Genomic DNA, 18203 nt, shown 5'->3' on the forward strand with positions numbered 1-18203 from the left:
CATCAAGCCCTGCGGTTGAGCCCCTTGGCGAGCCGGTCGCCGCCGAACTGGATCAGGCACACCAGGGCCACCAATACCACGATCACGGTGAGCATCACCTGGCTGTCGAAGCGCTGGTAGCCGTAGCGGTAGGCCAGGTCGCCGAGGCCGCCAGCGCCGATGGCGCCGGCCATGGCCGAGGAGTTGATCATGGTCACCAGGGTGATGGTGAAGCCGCCGACGATGCCCGGCAGCGCCTCCGGCAGCAGCACGTGCCAGACGATGTGCCAGCGCCGGCAGCCCATGGCCTGGGCCGCTTCGATCAGGCCCTGGTCGACTTCACGCAGGCTGACCTCGGCGATCCGCGCGAAGAACGGCGTGGCGGCGATGGTCAGCGGCACCACGGCGGCCCACACGCCGTAGGTGGTGCCGACCACCAGGCGGGTGAAGGGGATCAGCGCCACCATCAGGATCAAGAAGGGAATGGAGCGGAACAGGTTGACGATGGCGCCCAGCACCTGATTCAGCCTGGGCGCCTCGAAGATGCCGCCCTTGCCGCTGGTGACCAGGAACACCGCGAGGGGGATGCCGGCCAGCAGGGCGATCAGCGACGACACGCCGACCATCAGCAGGGTATCCAGCAGGCCCTGCCAGAGGCGATCAAACAGCAGCGACATAACCCAGCACCTCCGCGTCGTCCGCCAGTTGGCGGGCGTTTTCCAGTAGTCGTTCGGCGTCCAGCGGCGAGCCGCCGATTTCCAGCAGCAGGTTGCCCAGGGCATGGCCCTGGATGCGCTCGATGCCGCCGTCGATCAGCGTCACCCGCCCACCCAGGGCCGTGCCCAGTGCCAGCAGGTCCGGCTGGCGGCCCGTGCCGGCGAAGCGCAGGCGCAGTACCAGGGCGTCGTCCGGTTGCGAGCGATGGGGTCGCAGGCGCGCCTGCAAGTCGTCCGGCAGGCCGTGTTGCAGCGGCGCCAGCAGGGTGCGGGTGACGGCATGGCGCGGTGCGCCGAACACTTGCCAGACGGGGCCCTGCTCGACCACCTCGCCGTGCTCCAGCACCACCACGCGGTCGCAGATTTCGCGGATCACCGCCATCTCATGGGTGATCAGCACGATGGTCAGGCCCAGGCGCTGGTTGATCTCGCGCAGCAGGGCGAGGATCGACTGGGTGGTTTCCGGGTCCAGCGCGCTGGTGGCCTCGTCGCACAGCAATATCTCGGGATCGTGCACCAGGGCGCGGGCGATGCCGACGCGCTGCTTCTGGCCGCCGGAGAGCTGCGCCGGGTAGACGTCGTGCTTGGCGCGCAGGCCGACCAGTTGCAGCAGTTCGTCCACCTTGCGCCGGCGCGCTTCGCGCGGCACCCCGGCCACCCGCAAAGGCAACTCGACGTTCTGCCGCACGGTCTTGGCCGACATCAGGTTGAAGTGCTGGAAGATCATGCCGATGCGCCGGCGCAGTTCGACCAGGCGATCCTCGTCGTACAGGGCGATGTCGATGCCGTCGATCAGCACCCGGCCGCTGCTGGGCTGTTCCAGGCGGTTGATGGTGCGCAGCAGCGAGGACTTGCCGGCGCCGCTGCGACCGATGATGCCGAATACCTCGCCGCGCTGGATGTCCAGCTCGATGTCGCGCAGCGCCTGGACGCCGTTGGGGTAGGTCTTGCCGAGGCCGGCGAAGCGCAATTGCGCTTCGCCGGCCAGGCTCGCCGCCTGTTGCAGGTGGGAGTCGAAACCGCTCATTCAGCTTTCCCAACCCGGCTGGTAGAGCTTGCCGTGGGCCTTGTCGAGGGCGGCGCGGACCTTGGGCGAGTGCTGGTAGATGTCGATGAACTTGAGCAGGCGCGGGTCGCCGGCCTTCTGCGGCTGGGCGACGAACTGGATGATGTATTCCGGGTTGTCCACGCCGTCGAACAGCAGGGCCGATTCCGGATCGTGGGTGCCGGCCAGGCGGATGTAGTGGGGATAGCCCTGGGCGAGGTCGACTTCATCCAGGGCGCGTACCAGTTGCACGGCTTCCAGCTCGATGATGCGGATGTGCCTGGGGTTGTCGGTGACGTCCGCGAGGGTGGCCTTGTAGCCGACGCCGGGCTTGAGGGTGATCAGCCCGGCCTTCTCCAACAGTTGCAGGCCGCGTCCGCCGTTGATCGGGTCGTTGGCGATGGCCACCTTGGCGCCGTCCGGCAGGCTGGCGAAGTCCTTGTGCTTCTTCGAGTAGAGGCCGACGTTGTTGATTACCCCGCGAGCCACCGGCACCAGGTCGAAGCCGCTTTCCGCCTTGGCGTTCTCCAGGAAGGGGATGTGCTGGAAGTAGTTCACGTCGATGTCGCCGTTGGCCAGGCTGACGTTGGGCGCGATCCAGTCGCTGAACTCCACCAGCTCCACCTTCAGGCCCTGCTTGGCGGCTTCTTCCACCGCCACTTCCAGGGGCGGGGCGAAGGCGGCGGTGGTGCCGAGCTTGAGCGGCTGTTCGGCCTGGGCCAGGCCGCTGCCGAGCAGCAGGCCGAGGGTCAGGGTTTGCAGGGTCTTGCGCATGTCGTCTGTCCTTTGATGAGAGTGGGTGTAGGAGCCAGCTTGCTGGCGATCCCGGTGTTTGCCGTGACGCCGAGCCAGCGGATCGCCAGCAAGCTGGCTCCTACAGGTTCGAGCGGCGGGTGTTTTCGGGCTGGGCGCGCCAGGCCGCGCCGGCGTGTTCCCGAGGCAGTCGCGAGCCCTGGCCGAACAGCTTGTGGCGCAAGGTTCCTTCTTCGTAGGCGGTCTTGTAGCGGCCGCGGCTCTGCAGTTCCGGCACCACCAGGTCGATGAAGTCGACGTAGCTTTCCGGGGTGACGGTGCGGGTCAGGTTGAAGCCGTCCAGGCCAGTCTCGTCGATCCACGCCAGCAACTGGTCGGCGACCTGCGCGGGCGAGCCGATGGCCAGCGGGTAGCGGCCGCCGAGGGCGTGCTGCTGCAGCAGGCGGCGCTTGGTCCAGCCGGTGAAGGTCTTGACCACCGACTCGATGGCGTTGGTCTTGCGCTCGACGATCGGCTCGTCCAGGCCGAAGGCGGCCAGGTCGATGCCGGTAGAGCTGGAGAAATGCGCGATGCCGGCCTCGGGGCTGGCGTAGAGCAGGTATTCGGCGTGCTTGTCGCGGGCCTGCGCCTCGGTCGGCGCGACGATGACGCTGATGCCCATAAATACCTTGATTGCGTCCGCCGGACGGCCGGCGGCCACCGCACTGGCGCGCACCTTATCCACCTGCGCACGCACCGCCGCGTGGTCGCTGCCGCCGATAAACACGCACTCGGCATGCCGCCCGGCGAACAGCAGGCCGCGTTCGGAGGAGCCGGCCTGGTACAGCACCGGGGTGCGCTGCGGCGAGGGCTGACTCAGATGGTAGCCCTCGACCCGGTAGAACTCGCCCTGGTGGCGGACCTTGTGCACCTTGCCCGGCTGGGCGTAGATGCGCCGCTGGCGGTCGGCCAGCACGGCGTCGTCCTCCCAGCTTCCCTCCCAGAGCTTGTAGAGCACCTCCAGATACTCGTCGGCCTGGTCGTAGCGGCGGTCGTGCTCCACCTGCCGTTCCAGGCCCATGGCCTTGGCGGCGCTTTCCAGGTAGCCGGTGACGATGTTCCAGCCGACCCGGCCATTGGTGAGATGGTCGAGGGTCGACATCCGCCGGGCGAAGGTGAAGGGCGGCTCGTAGCTGAGGTTGGCGGTGACGCCGAAACCGAGATGGCGGGTGACGCCGGCCATGGCCGGGACCAGCAGAAGCGGGTCGTTGACCGGCAACTGGATGCTTTCCTTCAAGGTCAGGTCGATGCCGCCCTGGTAGACGTCGTAGACGCCGAGGATGTCGGCGAGGAACAGACCGTCGAACAGCCCGCGCTCCAGCAGTTGGGCCAGGTCGGTCCAGTAGGCCAACTGGTTGAAATCCGTGGAGCGGTCGCGCGGATGGGTCCACAGGCCATGGTTGATATGGCCGACGCAGTTCATGTTGAAGGCGTTGAGAAGAACCTGCTTGGCGGCCATCAGATGGTCCCCCGGCGCGGCGGCAGCTCATCGTTCAGGTAGTAGTTGCCGACCGCGTGGTATTTCCAGCGCACCGGGTCGTGCAGGGTGTGGGTGCGGGCGTTGCGCCAGTGGCGGTCGAGGTTGTACTCGGCCAGGGTGGCGCGGCTGCCGGACAGTTCCAGCAGCTTGCTGGTGGCCAGCAGGGAGGTTTCGGTGCTGATGGCGCGGGCCTCGGCCACGGCGATGGAGGCGGAGGCCACATTCTGCTCGTCCGGCTCCGCCTGGGCGCGGTCGACGAACTCCCCGGCGCGCTCCAGCAAGGCTTCGGTGGCGCTCAGGCGCACTGCCAGGCGGCCGATCTCCTGCTGGGTCAGCGGGTCGTCGCTGGCCTTGTCCACGCCGGCGTCGATCCACGGTCGCGCCTTGTCGCGGACGAAGGCCAGCAGGTCCTGGTAGGCGGCACGGGCGATGCCGGTGTCGATGGCCGCGTGCAGCAACTGGGCCAGCGGCCCCACGGTGGTTGGCCGGTCGAAGGCGGCCTGGAAGGGCACCACGTCGTCGGCGTCCACCGGCACGCCATCGAGGATCACCGAGCCGCTACCGGTGGTGCGCTGGCCGAAGCCGCTCCAGTCGTCGATCACTTGCAATCCCGGCGCATGGCGCGGAACGAAGGCCAGTTGGCCGGCGCCGTGCTCGTCCACCGCCAGGGTGGGGATACGCTGGGCGTAGAGCGCGCCGGTCGAGTAGAACTTGCGTCCGTCGATGCGGTAGCCGGCGCCGTCGCGGGTCAGGCGGGTGTTGCGATCCAGCGCCGTCCTGGTGCCCAGCTCGGCCAGGGCGTTGCCGAAGCGCTGGCCGGCCAGCACCTCGGCATAGAGGCGTTGCTGCTGCTCCCGGGTGCCGTTCACCCGCAGCACTTCCAGGGCGTAGAAATGGTTCTGCGGAATCTGTCCCAGCGAGGCATCGGCCTGGGCGATACGGGCGATCACCCGGGCCAGGGTGACGTTGGAGACGCCGGCGCCGCCGAACGCCTTCGGCACGCTGATGGCCCACAGGCCGGACTGGGAGAACAGCTCCAGTTCGGCATGGGGCAGGCGCCGCTCGCGGTCGCGCTCGGCGGCGTCCTGGGCGAAACGCTCGGCCAGTCGTTCCGCCATGGCAAGGGCCTGGGCATCGCCCTCGATCAGCGCGGTGGTGGTTTTCAGTGGTGCGTTCATGGCTCAGATCCAGGAGTGACGGGCGGGGTGGCGGCCGTTGAGGTGCCAGGCGCCGATGGCGTGGTATTTCCAGCGCACCGGGTCGTGCAGGGTGTGGGTGCGGGCGTTGCGCCAGTGCCGGTCGAGGCCGAATTCGGCCAGGGTGGCGCGGCTGCCGGCCAGCTCCAGCAGCTTCTCGCTGGCTTGCAGGGATATCTCGGTGGTCAGCGCCTTGGCCTCGGCCACGGCGATGGAGGCGCGTGCCGCGCCGTCCACGTCGATGGGCGCGGCGGCCACTTCGTCGAGCACTCGCCCGGCCTTGCGCAGCAGCGCTTCGGCGGCGTGCAGCTCGATCTGCAGGCGACCGATGTCGGCGATCACGTAGGGATCGTCGCTGGCCCGGTCCACCTTGGCATCGATCCACGGCCGCGCCTTGTCGCGGACGAAGGCGATGGCATCGCGCAGGGCGCCGTCGGCGATGCCCAGGTCGATGGCGGCCTGGATCAGTTGCGAGGAGGCGCCTTGCAGGCTCGGCTTGTCGGTCAGCGGGGCGAGCGGGATCAGGTTGTCCGCGTCCACCTCGACCCGGTCGAGCAACACGGTGCCGCTGGCGGTGGTGCGCTGGCCGAAGCCCGACCAGTCGTTGACGATGCGCAGGCCCGGCCGGCCGCGCTGGATGAACGCCAGCACCGGCTGGCCCTGGTCGTCGAGGGCCTTGGCCGCCACCCAGTGGGCGAACAGGGCGCCGGTGGAATAGAACTTCTCGCCGCTGAACAGATGGCGGCCGTTCACCCGTTCGATGCGCGCACGCATGTCCAGGGTGTGCTTGCTGCCGCGCTCGGGGCCGGCGTTGCCGATGCGCCAGCCGGCCAGCACGCTGGCGAACAGGCGGCGCTGCTGTTCCCCGCTGGCGGCGGCCCGCAGCAGGCCGATGACGCCGAACTGGTTCTGCGGAATCTGGCCCAGGGCCGGATCGACCGCGGAAACGATGCGGAATACCTCGGCGATGGTCACGTGGGACAGTTGCGGGCCGTCGAAGACTGCGGGGATGGCGATGCCGCCCAGGCCGCTGGCGGTGAACCGCTCGACCAGTTCCCAGGGCAGCTTGCGCTCGCGGTCGCGCAGCACGGCTTCGGCCTTCGCGGCCTCGGCCAGTTCATGGGCGGCGCGCAAGGCTTCTTCGTCGGTACGCAGGATTCGGGCGGGGTGGAGCGGCGGGGCGATGTCCTGGTCGGAGGCCGGTAAGGCCGGGTGTGAGCCAGGGTTCGCGAATGCTTCCTGGTGGGAAGCGGTGTCCTCTGGGGTGGTCGGACCGGTCATGCAAACCTCGTCTTTCGGGTACGCCCGCTGTAAGGCGTGTCGAGAAGACAAGGCACCGGAGCGGGAAGTGGAATTACGATGCTCCGGTGGTCCGGTCCATATACCTTAAATGGCGATAAATAATTTCATTAAATACCTTTTGGGAATATTCATAGCGCCGCCTGTCGTAGAGGCTTCAGGCCATTAACAGCTTGCCGCCGGCCACCAACAGCAGCAGGGCCAATAGGCGTTGCACCGTCAGCGTCGACAATCGGCGGCTGCCCAGATGGGCGCCGAGCAGGCCGCCGACCGCCACGCTTGCCGCCAGCAATCCGGTTTCGGCGGGTAGCCGCTGCATCGCGCTCCAGTGGCCAGCGAGGGCGGCCACGGAGTTGACCAGTATGAAGGCCGACGACAGCGCGGCGGCGCTCCTGATCTCCGCCCAGCGACAGTGCAGCAGCAGCGGCGCGAGCAGCACGCCGCCGCCCATGCCGGTGAGGCCGGAGAGCAGGCCGATCGTCGCTCCGGCCAAGACCAGTGCCATGCATGGCGGAGGCACGGCTGGCCTGTCCGACGGAGGGCGCAGCAGGGTGGGGATGGCGGCGATCAGCAGGAGCAGGCCGAGCAGGCGCTCGAACCAGGGGCCGGGCAGCGTCCAGTAGCCACCGAGCAGGGCCATGGGCGCGGCGCCGAGGGCCAGCGGGCGGAACAGTTCCCAGCGGAAATGCCCGGCGCGGCCGAAGCGCCAGACCACCAGCAGCGACACCAGGCTGTTCAGCGCCAGGGCCAGCGGTTTGATCTGGGCCGGAGCGAAGCCGAGCAGCGCCATGACGGCGATGTAGCCGGAAGCGCCGGCCTGGCCGACGCTGGCGTAGAGCAGGGCGACCAGCAGGAAGGCCGCGCAGGCCAGGGGGAGAGGGACGTGTTCCACCGCCTCAATGCGCCTGCCCGTGCCAGGGCACCAGCTTGCGTTGCAGGGCGCGCAGGCCCAGTTCCAGGGCGAAGGCGATCAGCGCGATGACCAGGATGCCGAGGATCACCACGTCGGTGACCAGGAACTGCGCCGCCGACTGGACCATGAAGCCCAGCCCGCGCGTCGCCGCGATCAGCTCGGCGGCCACCAGGGTCGACCAGCCGACACCGAGGCCGATGCGGATGCCGGTGAGGATGTCCGGCAGCGCGCTGGGCAGGATCACGTGGCGCACCAGTTGCGCCTGGGTGGCGCCCAGCGACTGGGCGGCGCGGACCTTGGCGGGATCGACGCTGCGCACGCCGGTGGCGGTGGCGATGGCCACCGGGGCGAAGATCGCCAGGAAGATCAGCAGCACCTTGGACAGCTCGCCGATGCCGCACCAGATGACGATCAGCGGCAGGTAGGCGAGCGGCGGGATCGGTCGGTAGAACTCGATCAGCGGGTCGAAGATGCCGCGCACGATACGGTTGTGTCCGATGGCGATGCCCAGCGGGACGGCGGTCAGCACGGCGGCTACCAGGGCCAGGCCGATGCGCCCGAGGCTGGCGCCGAGGTGCTGCCACAGGCTGGCGTCCATGTAGCCTTCGCCCAGCAGGCGCCAGCCACGGGCGAGCACCGCCTGCGGGCCGGGCAGGAACAGCGGTTCGATCAGCCCGGCGGCGGTCACCGCCCACCAGGCCAGCAGCAGGCTGGCGACGGTCAGGCCGCCGATGAGCAGCAGGCTCGGCTCGCGGCGGGGCCGACGGACGGGGGCGGCGGCCTTGTCCAGGGCGGGCAGTTCCAGGCTGCTCATGCGGGCCTCCTCAGCCGTTCGGCGAAGACCTGGGCGAGCACGTGCTCGCGGGTTTCGATGAAGCGCGGGTCAGACTTGATCGCCCGCGCGCTTTCCCCGGCCGTGTAGCGCTGGCCGAAGTCGAGGCGTAGGCGTTCGGCGATGCGCCCGGGGTTGGGCGCCAGGAGAATCAGGTCGGTGGCCAGGAACACCGCTTCCTCGATGTCGTGGGTGATCAGCAGCACCGGCTTGCGGGCACGCTGCCAGACCTGCAGGAGCAGCTCCTGCATCTGTTCGCGGGTGAAGGCGTCGAGGGCGCCGAAGGGCTCGTCCATCAGCAGCACGCGCGGATCGGCGGCCAGCGCACGGGCCAGGCCGACGCGCTGTTTCTGTCCGCCGGACAGCTCCCAGGTGCGCCGCCGCTCGAAGCCGGCCAGATCGACCAGCGCCAGCAGCTCGCGCGCCCGCGCCTCGCGTTCGGCGCGCGGCACGCCAGCCAGTTCGAGGCCGAAGGCGACGTTGCCGAGCACGTTCTGCCAGGGCAACAGGGCGTCGTCCTGGAACACCACGCCACGCTCCGCGCCGGGGCCTTCGACCGGCACGCCGTCGAGGGTGACATGTCCGTCGCTGGGGGCGACGAAGCCGGCGATCAGGTTGAGCAGGGTGGTCTTGCCGCTGCCGGAAGGGCCGAGGGCGACCAGCAACTGGCCGGGGCCGAGGCGGAGGGAGATGTCTTTCAGTACCGGCTCGGCCGTGCCGGGGTACTGTGCGCCGATGCGCTCCAGTTCGAGTAGGGCCATGGGGTTCTCTGCGTGTGTTGAACAAGGCGAAAGGCGGCGTCCCTGCCGCCGTTCGACACCCCGTCCGCGAACGAACGGGAGCCCGATGCTCTGTCGTAGGGGGCGCCGTGCGCACCGTTTACCTGGGGCCGTGTACGGCGTTCCGCCGGGGACCCAATAAACAAACCTCTCAATTGGCCACGTACCGGTTGCTCACATACGGCGCGTAATCCGGCAGCACCGCCTCGACCTTGCCCTGCTCCTTGAGGAACCTGGCGGTGTCGGCGATCGCCTGGGTGGTCGGCGCGCCGAGGGCCAGGGCCTGGTCGGCGGCCAGCGGGAACACGTTGCCCTGCAGCAGCAGGGGGATGTCCTCGGCCTTGGCGCCGGACAGCTTGACCAGCTTGGCGACGTTGTCCTGGTTCGCCAGCCAGCCCTGCGGGTCCTGGCGGTAGTCGGAGTAGGCATCGAGGGTCACCTTGGCGAAGGCGCGCACCACGTCCGGGTGCTTCTCGGCGAAGTCCTTGCGGACGATCCAGGCGTCGAAGGTCGGCGCGCCGAGCTTGCCCAGCTCGCCGGAGGTGATCAGCACCTTGCCGCTCTGCTTGGCGACGCCCAGGGCCGGGTCCCATACGTAGGTGGCGTCGATGTCGCCGCGCTGCCAGGCGGAAATGATCGCCGGCGGCGCCAGGTTGAGGACCTGTACCTTGCCCGGATCGATCTGCCAGTGCTTGAGCGCGGCCAGCAGGCTGTAGTGGCCGGTGGAAACGAAGGGCACCGCGACCTTCTTGCCGACCAGGTCCTGCGGCTGGGCGATGCCGCTGCCGTCGCGGGCGACCAGGGCCTCGGCGGCGCCGATCTGGGTGGCGATCAGGAAGGTCTGGATCGGCAACTGCCGGGTCGCCGCGGCGGCCAGCGGGCTGGAGCCGACGTAGCCGATCTGCACGTCGCCGGAAGCCACGGCAGTGATCACCTCGGCGCCGCTGTCGAACTTGCGCCAGTCGATCTTCGACTGGCTGGCTTTCTCGTAGGCGCCGTCGGCCTGGGCCACCTTGGCCGGGTCGACGGTGGTCTGGTAGGCGACGGTGAAGTCGGCGGCCTGGGCGGTGAAGGCCAGGCCGGAGAGCGTCAGGGCGCTCAGCAGGCGACGCGGGAACAGGCTGGGGACCATGGCGGTTCTCCATCGAAGATCGGCCATGCGTGGGGCCGGATCGTGAAAAAGTGGTTGTTTTCAGAATCCGGTGGTCCGGTTTAAGAAAGCTAAACGATCTAAAAAAGTAAAAATAAATACTTTTTGGGTATTAGCTTAGGCGGGAAAGCTCTTGAGCGGCCGTGCCACCGTGAGCCGGGCCGGCCGCACCTTTCGTTCAGCCTTCGGACGGAAGCTTGAGCTGTTCGGCACGTACGGCGGCCATGAAAGTCTGCATGGCGGAGGAGTGCACTCGGTGACGGCGGGTGATCAGGCCGTAGGGCGGCAGGCGCGGGCCGATCTGGACGGGCAGCACCGCCAGCAGGTGGCGGCCGGGGTAGTCGTTGACCACCGACAGCGGGGTGACGCCAATCATGTCGGTCTGCTGCAACAGCGAGAGCAGGGTCATGATCGAGGTGGTCTCGACGATGCTGCTGGGGATGTCCAGCCGCGCGTTGTGGAAGGTCTGGTTGATGATCGCGCGCATCGGGCTCGGGTGTTGCTGGAGCACCCAGGTCATGTTCTGCAGTTCCGGCCAGGTCAGTTTCTTGGCCTTGGCCAGCGGATTGTGCGCGCCGGCGACGACGCACAGGACTTCCTCGCCGAGGCTGTCGAACTGCAGGTCGTCGGCCCGCGCGCCGCTGGGGATGCGTCCCAGCACCACGTCGAGCTGGTCCTGTTGCAGGGCCTGGACCAGCACGTCGCTGGTATCCACCTGGATGCTCATCGACAGACGCGGGTGGCTCTGCTTGAGGGTGGCGATGGTGCGGGTCAGCAGGCCCGAGGCGAGGGCGGGGATGGCGCCGACCGTGACTCGCCCGAGGTTGCCGGACTCCAGCGCCACCAGCTCCTCGCGCATGCCGGACAGCTCGGCGAAGATCATCCGCGCGTAGTAGATCAGTGTCTCGCCGAAGGGTGTCGCGCGCATGCCGCGTGGCAGGCGCTCGAACAGCTCGACGCCGAGCAGGTCCTCGGCCTCGTGCAGCATCTTGGTGGCGGCCGGCTGGGTCATGCCGATCTCGTCGGCGGCACGGCGCAGCGAGCCCAGTTCCTCCAGCGCCAGCATCAGCCGCAGTTGGCGAAGCCGCAGGCGGCTATGAATGATGCTGGCGTCGGGGATGCGTGACATGGCTCGGCTCATGGTCGGGAGGTCGGCCAAGGGTGACAAGAAATCGCGGGGCTCGCCAGTCGCCGGCGAGTGCGTCGGCCCCGCCGCGAAGGGCGGGACCGGCGGCAGGCCGTCATGCGGCATGGCTGGCCGGCTTGTGGCCGCGCAGGCCCAGCAGGGCCTTGCCGGCGCGGGCGAGCAGGGGCCAGAAGAGCATCACCAGCGCGGCGGTGGTCAGGCTGCCCACCAGCGGGTTGGACCAGAAGATCGATAGTTGCCCGTCGGAGAACAGCATCGACTGGCGGAACGCGTCCTCGGCCTTGTCGCCGAGCACCGCGGCCAGCACCAGCGGGGCGATGGGATAGCCGAGCTTCTTGAACAGGTAGCCGAGCGCGCCGAACACCAGCATCAGCACCACGTCGAGCATCGAGTTGTGCACCGAGTAGGCGCCGATGGCGCAGACCATGACGATGATCGGCGCGATGATCGAGAAGGGGATGCGCAGGATCGATGCGAACAGCGGCACGGTGGCCAGCACCACGATCAGGCTCACCACGTTGCCCAGGTACATGCTGGCGATCAGGCCCCAGACGAAGTCGTGCTGCTCGACGAACAGCGTCGGTCCGGGATGCAGGCCCCAGATCATCAGGCCGCCGAGCATCACCGCGGCGGTGGCCGAACCAGGGATGCCGAGGGTCAGCATCGGCAGCAGGGCGCTGGTGCCGGCGCTGTGGTCGGCGGTTTCCGGGGCGATCACTCCTTCCACTTCACCCTTGCCGAAGTTGTCGCGGTTCTTCGAGAAGCGCCGCGCCAGGCTGTAGCTCATGAACGAGGCGGCGGTCGGGCCGCCGGGAGTGACGCCCATCCAGCAGCCGACCAGGGCACTGCGCAGCCAGCTCAGCCAGTAGCGCGGCAGCTTGGCCCAGGTGCGCAGGATCACCATCGGCGTGATGCGCGCACGTTCGCCACGGAATACCAAGCCTTCTTCCACGGTGCAGAGGATTTCGCCGATGCCGAACAGGCCGATCACCGCTACCTCGAAGCTCAGGCCGGAGAGCAGCCAGGGCTGGTCGAAGGTCAGGCGCAGGTCGCCGGACACCGTGTCCATGCCCACGGCGGCCATGGCGAAGCCGATCATCATCGCCACCACCGTCTTCAGCGGCGGGTTCTTGCTCATGCCGATGAAGGTGCAGAATGCCAGCAGGTAGACGGCGAAGAACTCCGGCGAACTGAATTCCATGGCGAATTCGGCGATGTGGGTGGACAGGAAGGTGAGCAGCAGTACGCCGACCAGGGCGCCAAGCAGGGCGGAGGTGAAGGCGGCGGTCAGCGCCTCGCCGGCCTGGCCGTTGCGGGCCATGGGGTAGCCGTCGAAGGTAGTGGCCACCGACGAGGGTTCGCCGGGGATGTTGAACAGGATCGAGGTGATCGAGCCGCCGAATAGTGCGCCCCAGTACATGCACGACAGCAGGATGATCGCCGACACCGGCGACATGGTGAAGGTCAGTGGCAGCAGCAGGGCCACGCCGTTGGGGGCGCCGAGCCCCGGCAGCACGCCGACCAGGATGCCGAGCAGCACGCCGATCACCATCAGGCCGAGGTGGTGGGCGGTGAAGATCAGGCTCATGCCCTGCATCAGGGATTCGAGTTCGCTCATCGCTTCAGCTCCTCGCCATGGCTAGCAGGTCGCCCAACACGCCGGCATCCAGCGGCACCTTGAACCAGAGGGCGAATATCAGGTAGCTGGCCAGTGTAGCGCCGCCGGCAATCGTGGCGATCAGGGCCAGGCCATAGGGTTTGCCGCGCTGCCGGTCGCGCCACATGAACCAGGCGATGAACAGCGCGGAAGCCAGGTAGATGCCGGTGAACGGCATGGCTGCCACGTAGGCGGCGATCGGCAGGAACACCGCGAGCACCTGGCGGAAGGCCGTGCGGCCGACGAAGGCGCTGCCCATCGCTTGCCAGCGCAGCAGCGCCACGATCAGGTTGCCGAGGCTGGCGGCGCTCAGCAGCAGGCCGATGTAGAAGGGGAAGTAACCGGCTTCCGGGCCGGCATCGCCCCAGCCGATGCCGATCTCCAGGCTGCCGCACATGACGATGCCGCCCAGCGCGGCGGTGAACAGCGCCAGGCCGATCTCCACCCAGCGGGTGGCGACCAGGGGCGCGTCGGAAGATGTGGACATGGGAATCTCCTTCGCATGGGCACGCGCCCACCGCCCGTCACGGGAGGCGGGGATGGGCGCGGAGGGGAGTCACTGGCGCAGCCAGCCGGCGTCCTTGAACAGCGGAATGACGCGCTGGCGGTCGCGCTCGATGTAGGCCACCAACTCCTGGCCTTCGAGGAAGGTCGGCGCCAGCGCGGAGCGTTCGACGTAGGCCTGGAACTCGGGCGTCTGGCTGACTTTGCGCATCAGCTCGACATAGAAGTCGCGCTGCTCGTCGCTGACGCCGCCGGGCAGGAACACGGTGCGCGGGAAGCGGTACTGGTCGATGCCCAGGCCCTGTTCGTGGCAGGTGGGGATGTCCGCCCAGGACTGCTCGGCGGTGACCTTGCCGGTGTAGATCATGCGTTCGCGGCTGAACACGCACAGTGGGCGGACCTGGCCGCCACGCCACTGGCTGAGGCTTTCGGCGGGGTTGTTGAGGTTGGCGGCGATGTGCTTGCCGGCCAGTTGGGTGGAGGCCTCGCTGCCGCTCTTGAAGGGGATGTAGGTGAGCTTGGCGCCGGCCTGCTGGCCGAGCAGCAGGGTCAGGGTCTGGTCGACGTCCTTCGACTGGCTGCCGCCGATACGCATCTTCGCCGCGCTTTTCGGCAGGTCGTTATAGAAGGCCGCCGCATCCGCCCAGGGCGAGTCCTGGTAGGTCCAGAGGATGAAGTCGTCCTCGGCCACCGCCGCCACCGGGGTCAGGTCGGTCCACTGGTAGCCCAGCCTGGCCACCAGCGGCAGCAGGTAGACGTTGTTGGTGCCGATCACGATCTTGTGCGCGTCGCCCTCGGCGAGCTTCATCTCGAGGAAGGCTTCGGCGCCGTTGCCGCCGCCCTTGTTGAGCACCACGGTGCTGACGTCCAGCAGATCGTGCTGGCTGATGGCCGACTGGATCAGCCGGGCGAGCTGGTCGGTGCCGCCGCCGGGACCTCCGGCCACGACGATCTCGACGTTCTTGCCGGGTTTCCAGGCATCCGCCAGGGCGGGCAGGGCGCTGGCGCAGAGCAGGGTGCAACCGGCCAGGAAAGAGGAGGCGTAGCGCGCATATGCGGTTCGCATGGGGTGGACCTCTTGTTGTCTTTGTTATGGATGGCCGGAGTGTGCGAAGCGCACCGATAAGCGTCTACTCAAAATAAGGCATACATCGATAGCCCAGGGTTATCGCTGGAAGACCTGGGCTGAATCGACATTCCCAGGCAAGGCACCGCTTACCGTAGGACCACGCACCGTGAGGTTCCGGGTTGAATGTCGAGCCGTCCCGGTGCCTGGTCGAGCGATAACCTCAGGCAATGGCCATATGAGCAGGTTTGATTAGACGGTTATAGATCCACGGCCGGATAGTTCGCCTACCGGACCGGTCGCTCTCGCCGGGACTACAAAAACAACAAGCAGAGGTACTTTCCATGGCACAGGCCAATCCTGCCGTCATACAGGCTCGCCACGCGGATGACCAAGTGGTCGCGGGCAAGGCGAGCAACGTGCGTTGGCGCATCTTCGCCATCATCTTCGCGCTCACGGTGATCAACCTGGTCGACCGTGTCTCGCTGTCCATCGCCATGCCCACCATCGCCGGCGAGTTCGAGCTGACGCCGAGCATGCAGGGGCTGATCCTCAGCAGCTTCTTCTGGGCCTACGCGCTGCTGCAGATTCCCGGCGGCTGGCTGATCGACCGCTACGGGCCTCGCCGGGTGATCGGCTGGTCCACCGGCCTGTGGGGCACTTTCCAGACTCTCGCGGCGTTCGCCACCGGCGGCCTGTCGCTGATGTTCGCCCGTGTCGCCCTGGGCGCGGCGGAGGCACCGCTGTTCCCGTCCGGCGGCAAGCTCAACTCGCTGTGGCTGGGTTCCGGCGAACGCAGTCGCGGCGCCGTGCTGATGGATTGCGGCGGCCCGCTGGGCGTGGCTCTTGGCGGCTTGATCATCGCCTACCTGATCGCGGTGCTCGGCTCCTGGCGCATCGCCTTCTTCATCGCCGGCATCGCCACCCTGGCGATGGCCTGGCTGGCCTGGTACTACCTGCGCGACAACCCGGCCGAGCACCCCCACGTCAATGCCGCCGAGCTGGAGAAGATCAATGACGGCCGCGCCACCCCGCTGGCCGAGTCCGCCCGGCAGCCCGCCAAGGGACTGGGCATCGCCAGCCGCTCGCTGACCGGCATCCTGCTCGGCCGCGCCAGTTGGGCGATGGTGTTCTTCGGCCTGCTGACCTGGGGCCCGAGCTACCTGGCCCAGGCGCGCGGCTTCGACATCAAGGGCATCGGCGCCGCGACCTTCATCATCTTCCTGTGCGGCGCGGCGGGCTCCCTGGTCGGCGGCTTCCTCTGCGACCTGCTGATCCGCAAGGGCGTGGCTCGCGGCCTGGCGGCCAAGGGGCTGCTGACGGTATCCGGACTGGTGGCGCTGGCCGCTTTCCTGCTGCTGCCGAGCCTGGCCAACCCCTACACGGCGGTGGCCCTGCTGTCGCTGACTGCCTTCTTCCTGATGTGGGGCAGCCTGTACTGGAGCTTCCCGGCGCTGCTGGCGGCGCCGGCGCGGGTCGGGCTGGTCGGCGGCGTGATGAACATGGCCGGCAGCCTGGGCGGGATCGCCGTGCCGATCCTGGTCGGCGTGCTGCTCCAGTACCTGGGCGGCTACTCGGCGGTGCTCGGCTTCTTCGCCCTGTGCTCGGCGCTGTTCATCGCCGGCACCCTGCTGATCTCCCTGGACAAGACCGAGGTGAACCATGGCTGAGTTGTACGACGGGCCGATCGTCGATGCCCATCATCATTTCTGGGACCCACAGCGCAACTACCATCCCTGGCTGTCGGGCTGCGAAACCATCCCGTTCCGCTACGGTGACTACAGCGCGATCAAGCGCCGCTACTTCCCCGAGGACTACCTGGCCGATGCCGGCGAGCACCGGGTGGTGGCGACTGTCTACGTGGAGACCGAATGGGACCCGCGCGACCCGATCGGCGAGACCCGCTTCATCCATGAAGTCGCCGCCCGCTACGGCGCACCCAACGCGGTGGTGGCGCAGGCTTGGCTGGACGCCGCCGATGCCGCCGAGGTGCTGGCTGCCCAGGCCGGCTTCGAGCGGGTGCGCAGCGTGCGCCACAAGCCCGGCGGCCCGGCGCGTCCGGACGAAGTGGGGCAGTGCCGTACCCTGATGAGCGACGATCGCTGGCGGCGCGGCTACGCCGAACTGGCACGCCACGGCCTGCACTTCGACCTGCAGACGCCCTGGTGGAACCTCGCCGAGGCCATGGACCTGGCGCGTGACTTCCCCGAGACCCTGCTGATCCTCAACCACACCGGCCTGCCGTCGGACCGCAGCGAACAGGGCCTGGCCGGCTGGCACGCGGCCATGGCGCGCTTCGCCGATTGCCCCAACGTGGCGGTGAAGATCTCCGGCATCGGCCAGGCCGGCAAGCCCTGGCGGGCCGAGGACAACGCCTGGATCGTGCGCGAGACCATCGCCATGTTCGGCGCCGAGCGGGCGATGTTTGCCAGCAACTTCCCGGTCGATGGCCTGTGCGGCTCGTTCGACGACATCTACGGCGGCTTCAAGCGCATCGTCGCCGACTTGCCGAGCGATCGACAGGAGCAGCTTTTCCACGGCAACGCGCGGCGCCTCTATCGCACCGTGCCGGATGCCATCCGCCTGCAAGACGCAGAGACCGACATGAGGACCCCTGCATGAGCAACCAACCCCTACCACGCCTGGCCATGGTGCTGGGCGATCCCGCCGGCATCGGTCCGGAACTGATCGCCCGCCTGCTGGCCGAACCGGAAGTGCGTGGCAAGGCCCATATCGTGCTGATCGCCGATGAAGAGGAAATGCGCCGTGGCATGCGCATCGCCGGCCGCGAGTTTCCCTATCGCCGCATCGACTCGCTGGAGTCGCTGGACTTCGTCGATGACACGCCGCTGTTCCATCCGTACCGGGGCCAGGCCGTGGGCGAGTTCCCGCGCAGCGAGGCGAGCGTGGTCGGCGGCCGCTACAGCCTGGATACCTTGGCAGTGGCGCTGGACCTGACCCGGACCGGCAGGACCGATGCGATCCTCTTCGGCCCGCTGAACAAGACCTCGCTGCACATGGCCGGCATGGCCCACAGCGACGAGCTGCACTGGTTCGCCGAGTACCTGGACTTCAACGGCCCGTTCTGCGAGTTCAATGTCCTCGACGATCTCTGGACCTCAAGGGTGACCTCGCACGTGGCGCTGGCCGACGTGCCAGGCCTGCTCAGCCAGGCGCGGGTGGTGGAGGCGATCCGCCTGATCGACACCGCGCTCAAGCGCAGCGGCCTGGAAAAGCCGCGCATCGGCGTGTGCGGCCTCAACCCGCACAACGGTGACAACGGCAGCTTCGGCCGCGAGGAGCTGGACATCATCGGCCCGGCGGTGCAGACGGCGCGGGAGCAGGGCATCGATGCCGACGGCCCGTACCCGGCGGACACCATCTTCCTCAAGGTGCAGGGCGACGCGCGGGCTTTCGACGCGGTGGTGACCATGTACCACGACCAGGGCCAGATCGCGATCAAGCTGATGGGCTTCTCCCGTGGCGTGACTGTCCAGGGCGGCCTGCCGATCCCCATCACCACGCCGGCCCACGGCACCGCCTTCGACATCGCCGGGCAGGGCAAGGCCGACGTCGGTGCCACCCGGCAGGCGTTCGAGATCGCCTGCCGGATGGGGCGCAGCCGCCGCTGATTTCCTGAAGCCTCCC

At 68.2% G+C, this 18203-nt stretch carries 17 protein-coding genes; 3 read left to right on the top strand and 14 right to left on the bottom strand.

Going from position 1 to position 18203, the window contains the following annotated elements:
- Nucleotides 1-2: 2 nt before the first annotated feature.
- The 14 genes from PSEWESI4_RS21720 to PSEWESI4_RS21785 all read right to left on the bottom strand — a co-directional run bounded on the left by PSEWESI4_RS21720 (nt 3) and on the right by PSEWESI4_RS21785 (nt 14555).
- Entirely contained in the window at nt 3-650 is a 648-nt protein-coding gene (locus tag PSEWESI4_RS21720; RefSeq protein WP_456243229.1) for a methionine ABC transporter permease, read from the bottom strand.
- Entirely contained in the window at nt 640-1722 is a 1083-nt protein-coding gene (locus PSEWESI4_RS21725; protein WP_187673304.1) for a methionine ABC transporter ATP-binding protein, read from the bottom strand. The genes PSEWESI4_RS21720 and PSEWESI4_RS21725 overlap by 11 nt, the downstream gene beginning before the upstream one ends.
- Nucleotides 1723-2514, bottom strand: a complete 792-nt coding sequence (locus tag PSEWESI4_RS21730) for a MetQ/NlpA family ABC transporter substrate-binding protein (RefSeq protein WP_187673305.1) — start codon at nt 2512-2514, stop codon at nt 1723-1725.
- 100 nt (nt 2515-2614) lie between these two features.
- On the bottom strand, nt 2615-3991 hold the full coding sequence (locus PSEWESI4_RS21735) for an LLM class flavin-dependent oxidoreductase (protein WP_187673306.1): 1377 nt from the start codon (nt 3989-3991) through the stop codon (nt 2615-2617).
- On the bottom strand, nt 3991-5190 hold the full coding sequence (locus PSEWESI4_RS21740; protein WP_187673307.1) for an SfnB family sulfur acquisition oxidoreductase: 1200 nt from the start codon (nt 5188-5190) through the stop codon (nt 3991-3993). Before PSEWESI4_RS21740 ends, PSEWESI4_RS21735 begins: the two co-directional genes overlap by 1 nt.
- A gap of 3 nt (nt 5191-5193) precedes the next feature.
- Entirely contained in the window at nt 5194-6489 is a 1296-nt protein-coding gene (locus PSEWESI4_RS21745; protein WP_187673308.1) for an SfnB family sulfur acquisition oxidoreductase, read from the bottom strand.
- Between the two features lie 175 nt (nt 6490-6664).
- The gene (locus PSEWESI4_RS21750; RefSeq protein WP_210768868.1) at nt 6665-7399 is read right to left on the bottom strand and encodes a sulfite exporter TauE/SafE family protein; all 735 of its coding nucleotides are present in this window, start codon (nt 7397-7399) and stop codon (nt 6665-6667) included.
- A 4-nt stretch (nt 7400-7403) separates the two neighbouring features.
- Complete coding sequence (gene tauC / locus PSEWESI4_RS21755; RefSeq protein WP_187673309.1) at nt 7404-8234, bottom strand: taurine ABC transporter permease TauC; 831 nt, start codon at nt 8232-8234, stop codon at nt 7404-7406.
- Nucleotides 8231-9013 (bottom strand): taurine ABC transporter ATP-binding subunit, encoded by a 783-nt coding sequence (tauB, locus tag PSEWESI4_RS21760; RefSeq protein ID WP_187673310.1) that lies wholly within the window; start codon nt 9011-9013, stop codon nt 8231-8233. The genes tauC and tauB overlap by 4 nt, the downstream gene beginning before the upstream one ends.
- A 169-nt stretch (nt 9014-9182) precedes the next feature.
- On the bottom strand, nt 9183-10163 hold the full coding sequence (gene tauA / locus PSEWESI4_RS21765) for a taurine ABC transporter substrate-binding protein (protein ID WP_187673311.1): 981 nt from the start codon (nt 10161-10163) through the stop codon (nt 9183-9185).
- Nucleotides 10164-10359: 196 nt separating this feature from the next.
- Nucleotides 10360-11310, bottom strand: coding sequence for a LysR family transcriptional regulator (locus tag PSEWESI4_RS21770; RefSeq protein ID WP_187673312.1), 951 nt, complete (start codon nt 11308-11310; stop codon nt 10360-10362).
- 112 nt (nt 11311-11422) lie between these two features.
- Nucleotides 11423-12946: a tripartite tricarboxylate transporter permease gene (locus PSEWESI4_RS21775; protein WP_187673313.1), complete on the bottom strand. Its 1524-nt coding sequence runs from the start codon at nt 12944-12946 to the stop codon at nt 11423-11425.
- A 4-nt stretch (nt 12947-12950) separates the two neighbouring features.
- Nucleotides 12951-13472, bottom strand: coding sequence for a tripartite tricarboxylate transporter TctB family protein (locus PSEWESI4_RS21780; protein ID WP_187673314.1), 522 nt, complete (start codon nt 13470-13472; stop codon nt 12951-12953).
- Nucleotides 13473-13541: 69 nt separating this feature from the next.
- Nucleotides 13542-14555, bottom strand: a complete 1014-nt coding sequence (locus PSEWESI4_RS21785; protein WP_187673315.1) for a Bug family tripartite tricarboxylate transporter substrate binding protein — start codon at nt 14553-14555, stop codon at nt 13542-13544.
- Between the two features lie 344 nt (nt 14556-14899).
- On the opposite strand from PSEWESI4_RS21785, the gene PSEWESI4_RS21790 reads away from it, so the two are divergent.
- From PSEWESI4_RS21790 to PSEWESI4_RS21800, 3 genes are read left to right on the top strand one after another with little or no spacing between them, the layout of a single operon-like run.
- The gene (locus PSEWESI4_RS21790; protein WP_187673316.1) at nt 14900-16225 is read left to right on the top strand and encodes an MFS transporter; all 1326 of its coding nucleotides are present in this window, start codon (nt 14900-14902) and stop codon (nt 16223-16225) included.
- Entirely contained in the window at nt 16218-17177 is a 960-nt protein-coding gene (locus PSEWESI4_RS21795; RefSeq protein ID WP_187673317.1) for an amidohydrolase family protein, read from the top strand. The genes PSEWESI4_RS21790 and PSEWESI4_RS21795 overlap by 8 nt, the downstream gene beginning before the upstream one ends.
- The gene (locus tag PSEWESI4_RS21800; protein ID WP_187673318.1) at nt 17174-18187 is read left to right on the top strand and encodes a 4-hydroxythreonine-4-phosphate dehydrogenase PdxA; all 1014 of its coding nucleotides are present in this window, start codon (nt 17174-17176) and stop codon (nt 18185-18187) included. The genes PSEWESI4_RS21795 and PSEWESI4_RS21800 overlap by 4 nt, the downstream gene beginning before the upstream one ends.
- Nucleotides 18188-18203: the final 16 nt, after the last annotated feature.

The organism is Zestomonas carbonaria, assembly GCF_904061905.1.
GTDB classification, from domain to species: Bacteria; Pseudomonadota; Gammaproteobacteria; order Pseudomonadales; family Pseudomonadaceae; genus Aquipseudomonas; species Aquipseudomonas carbonaria.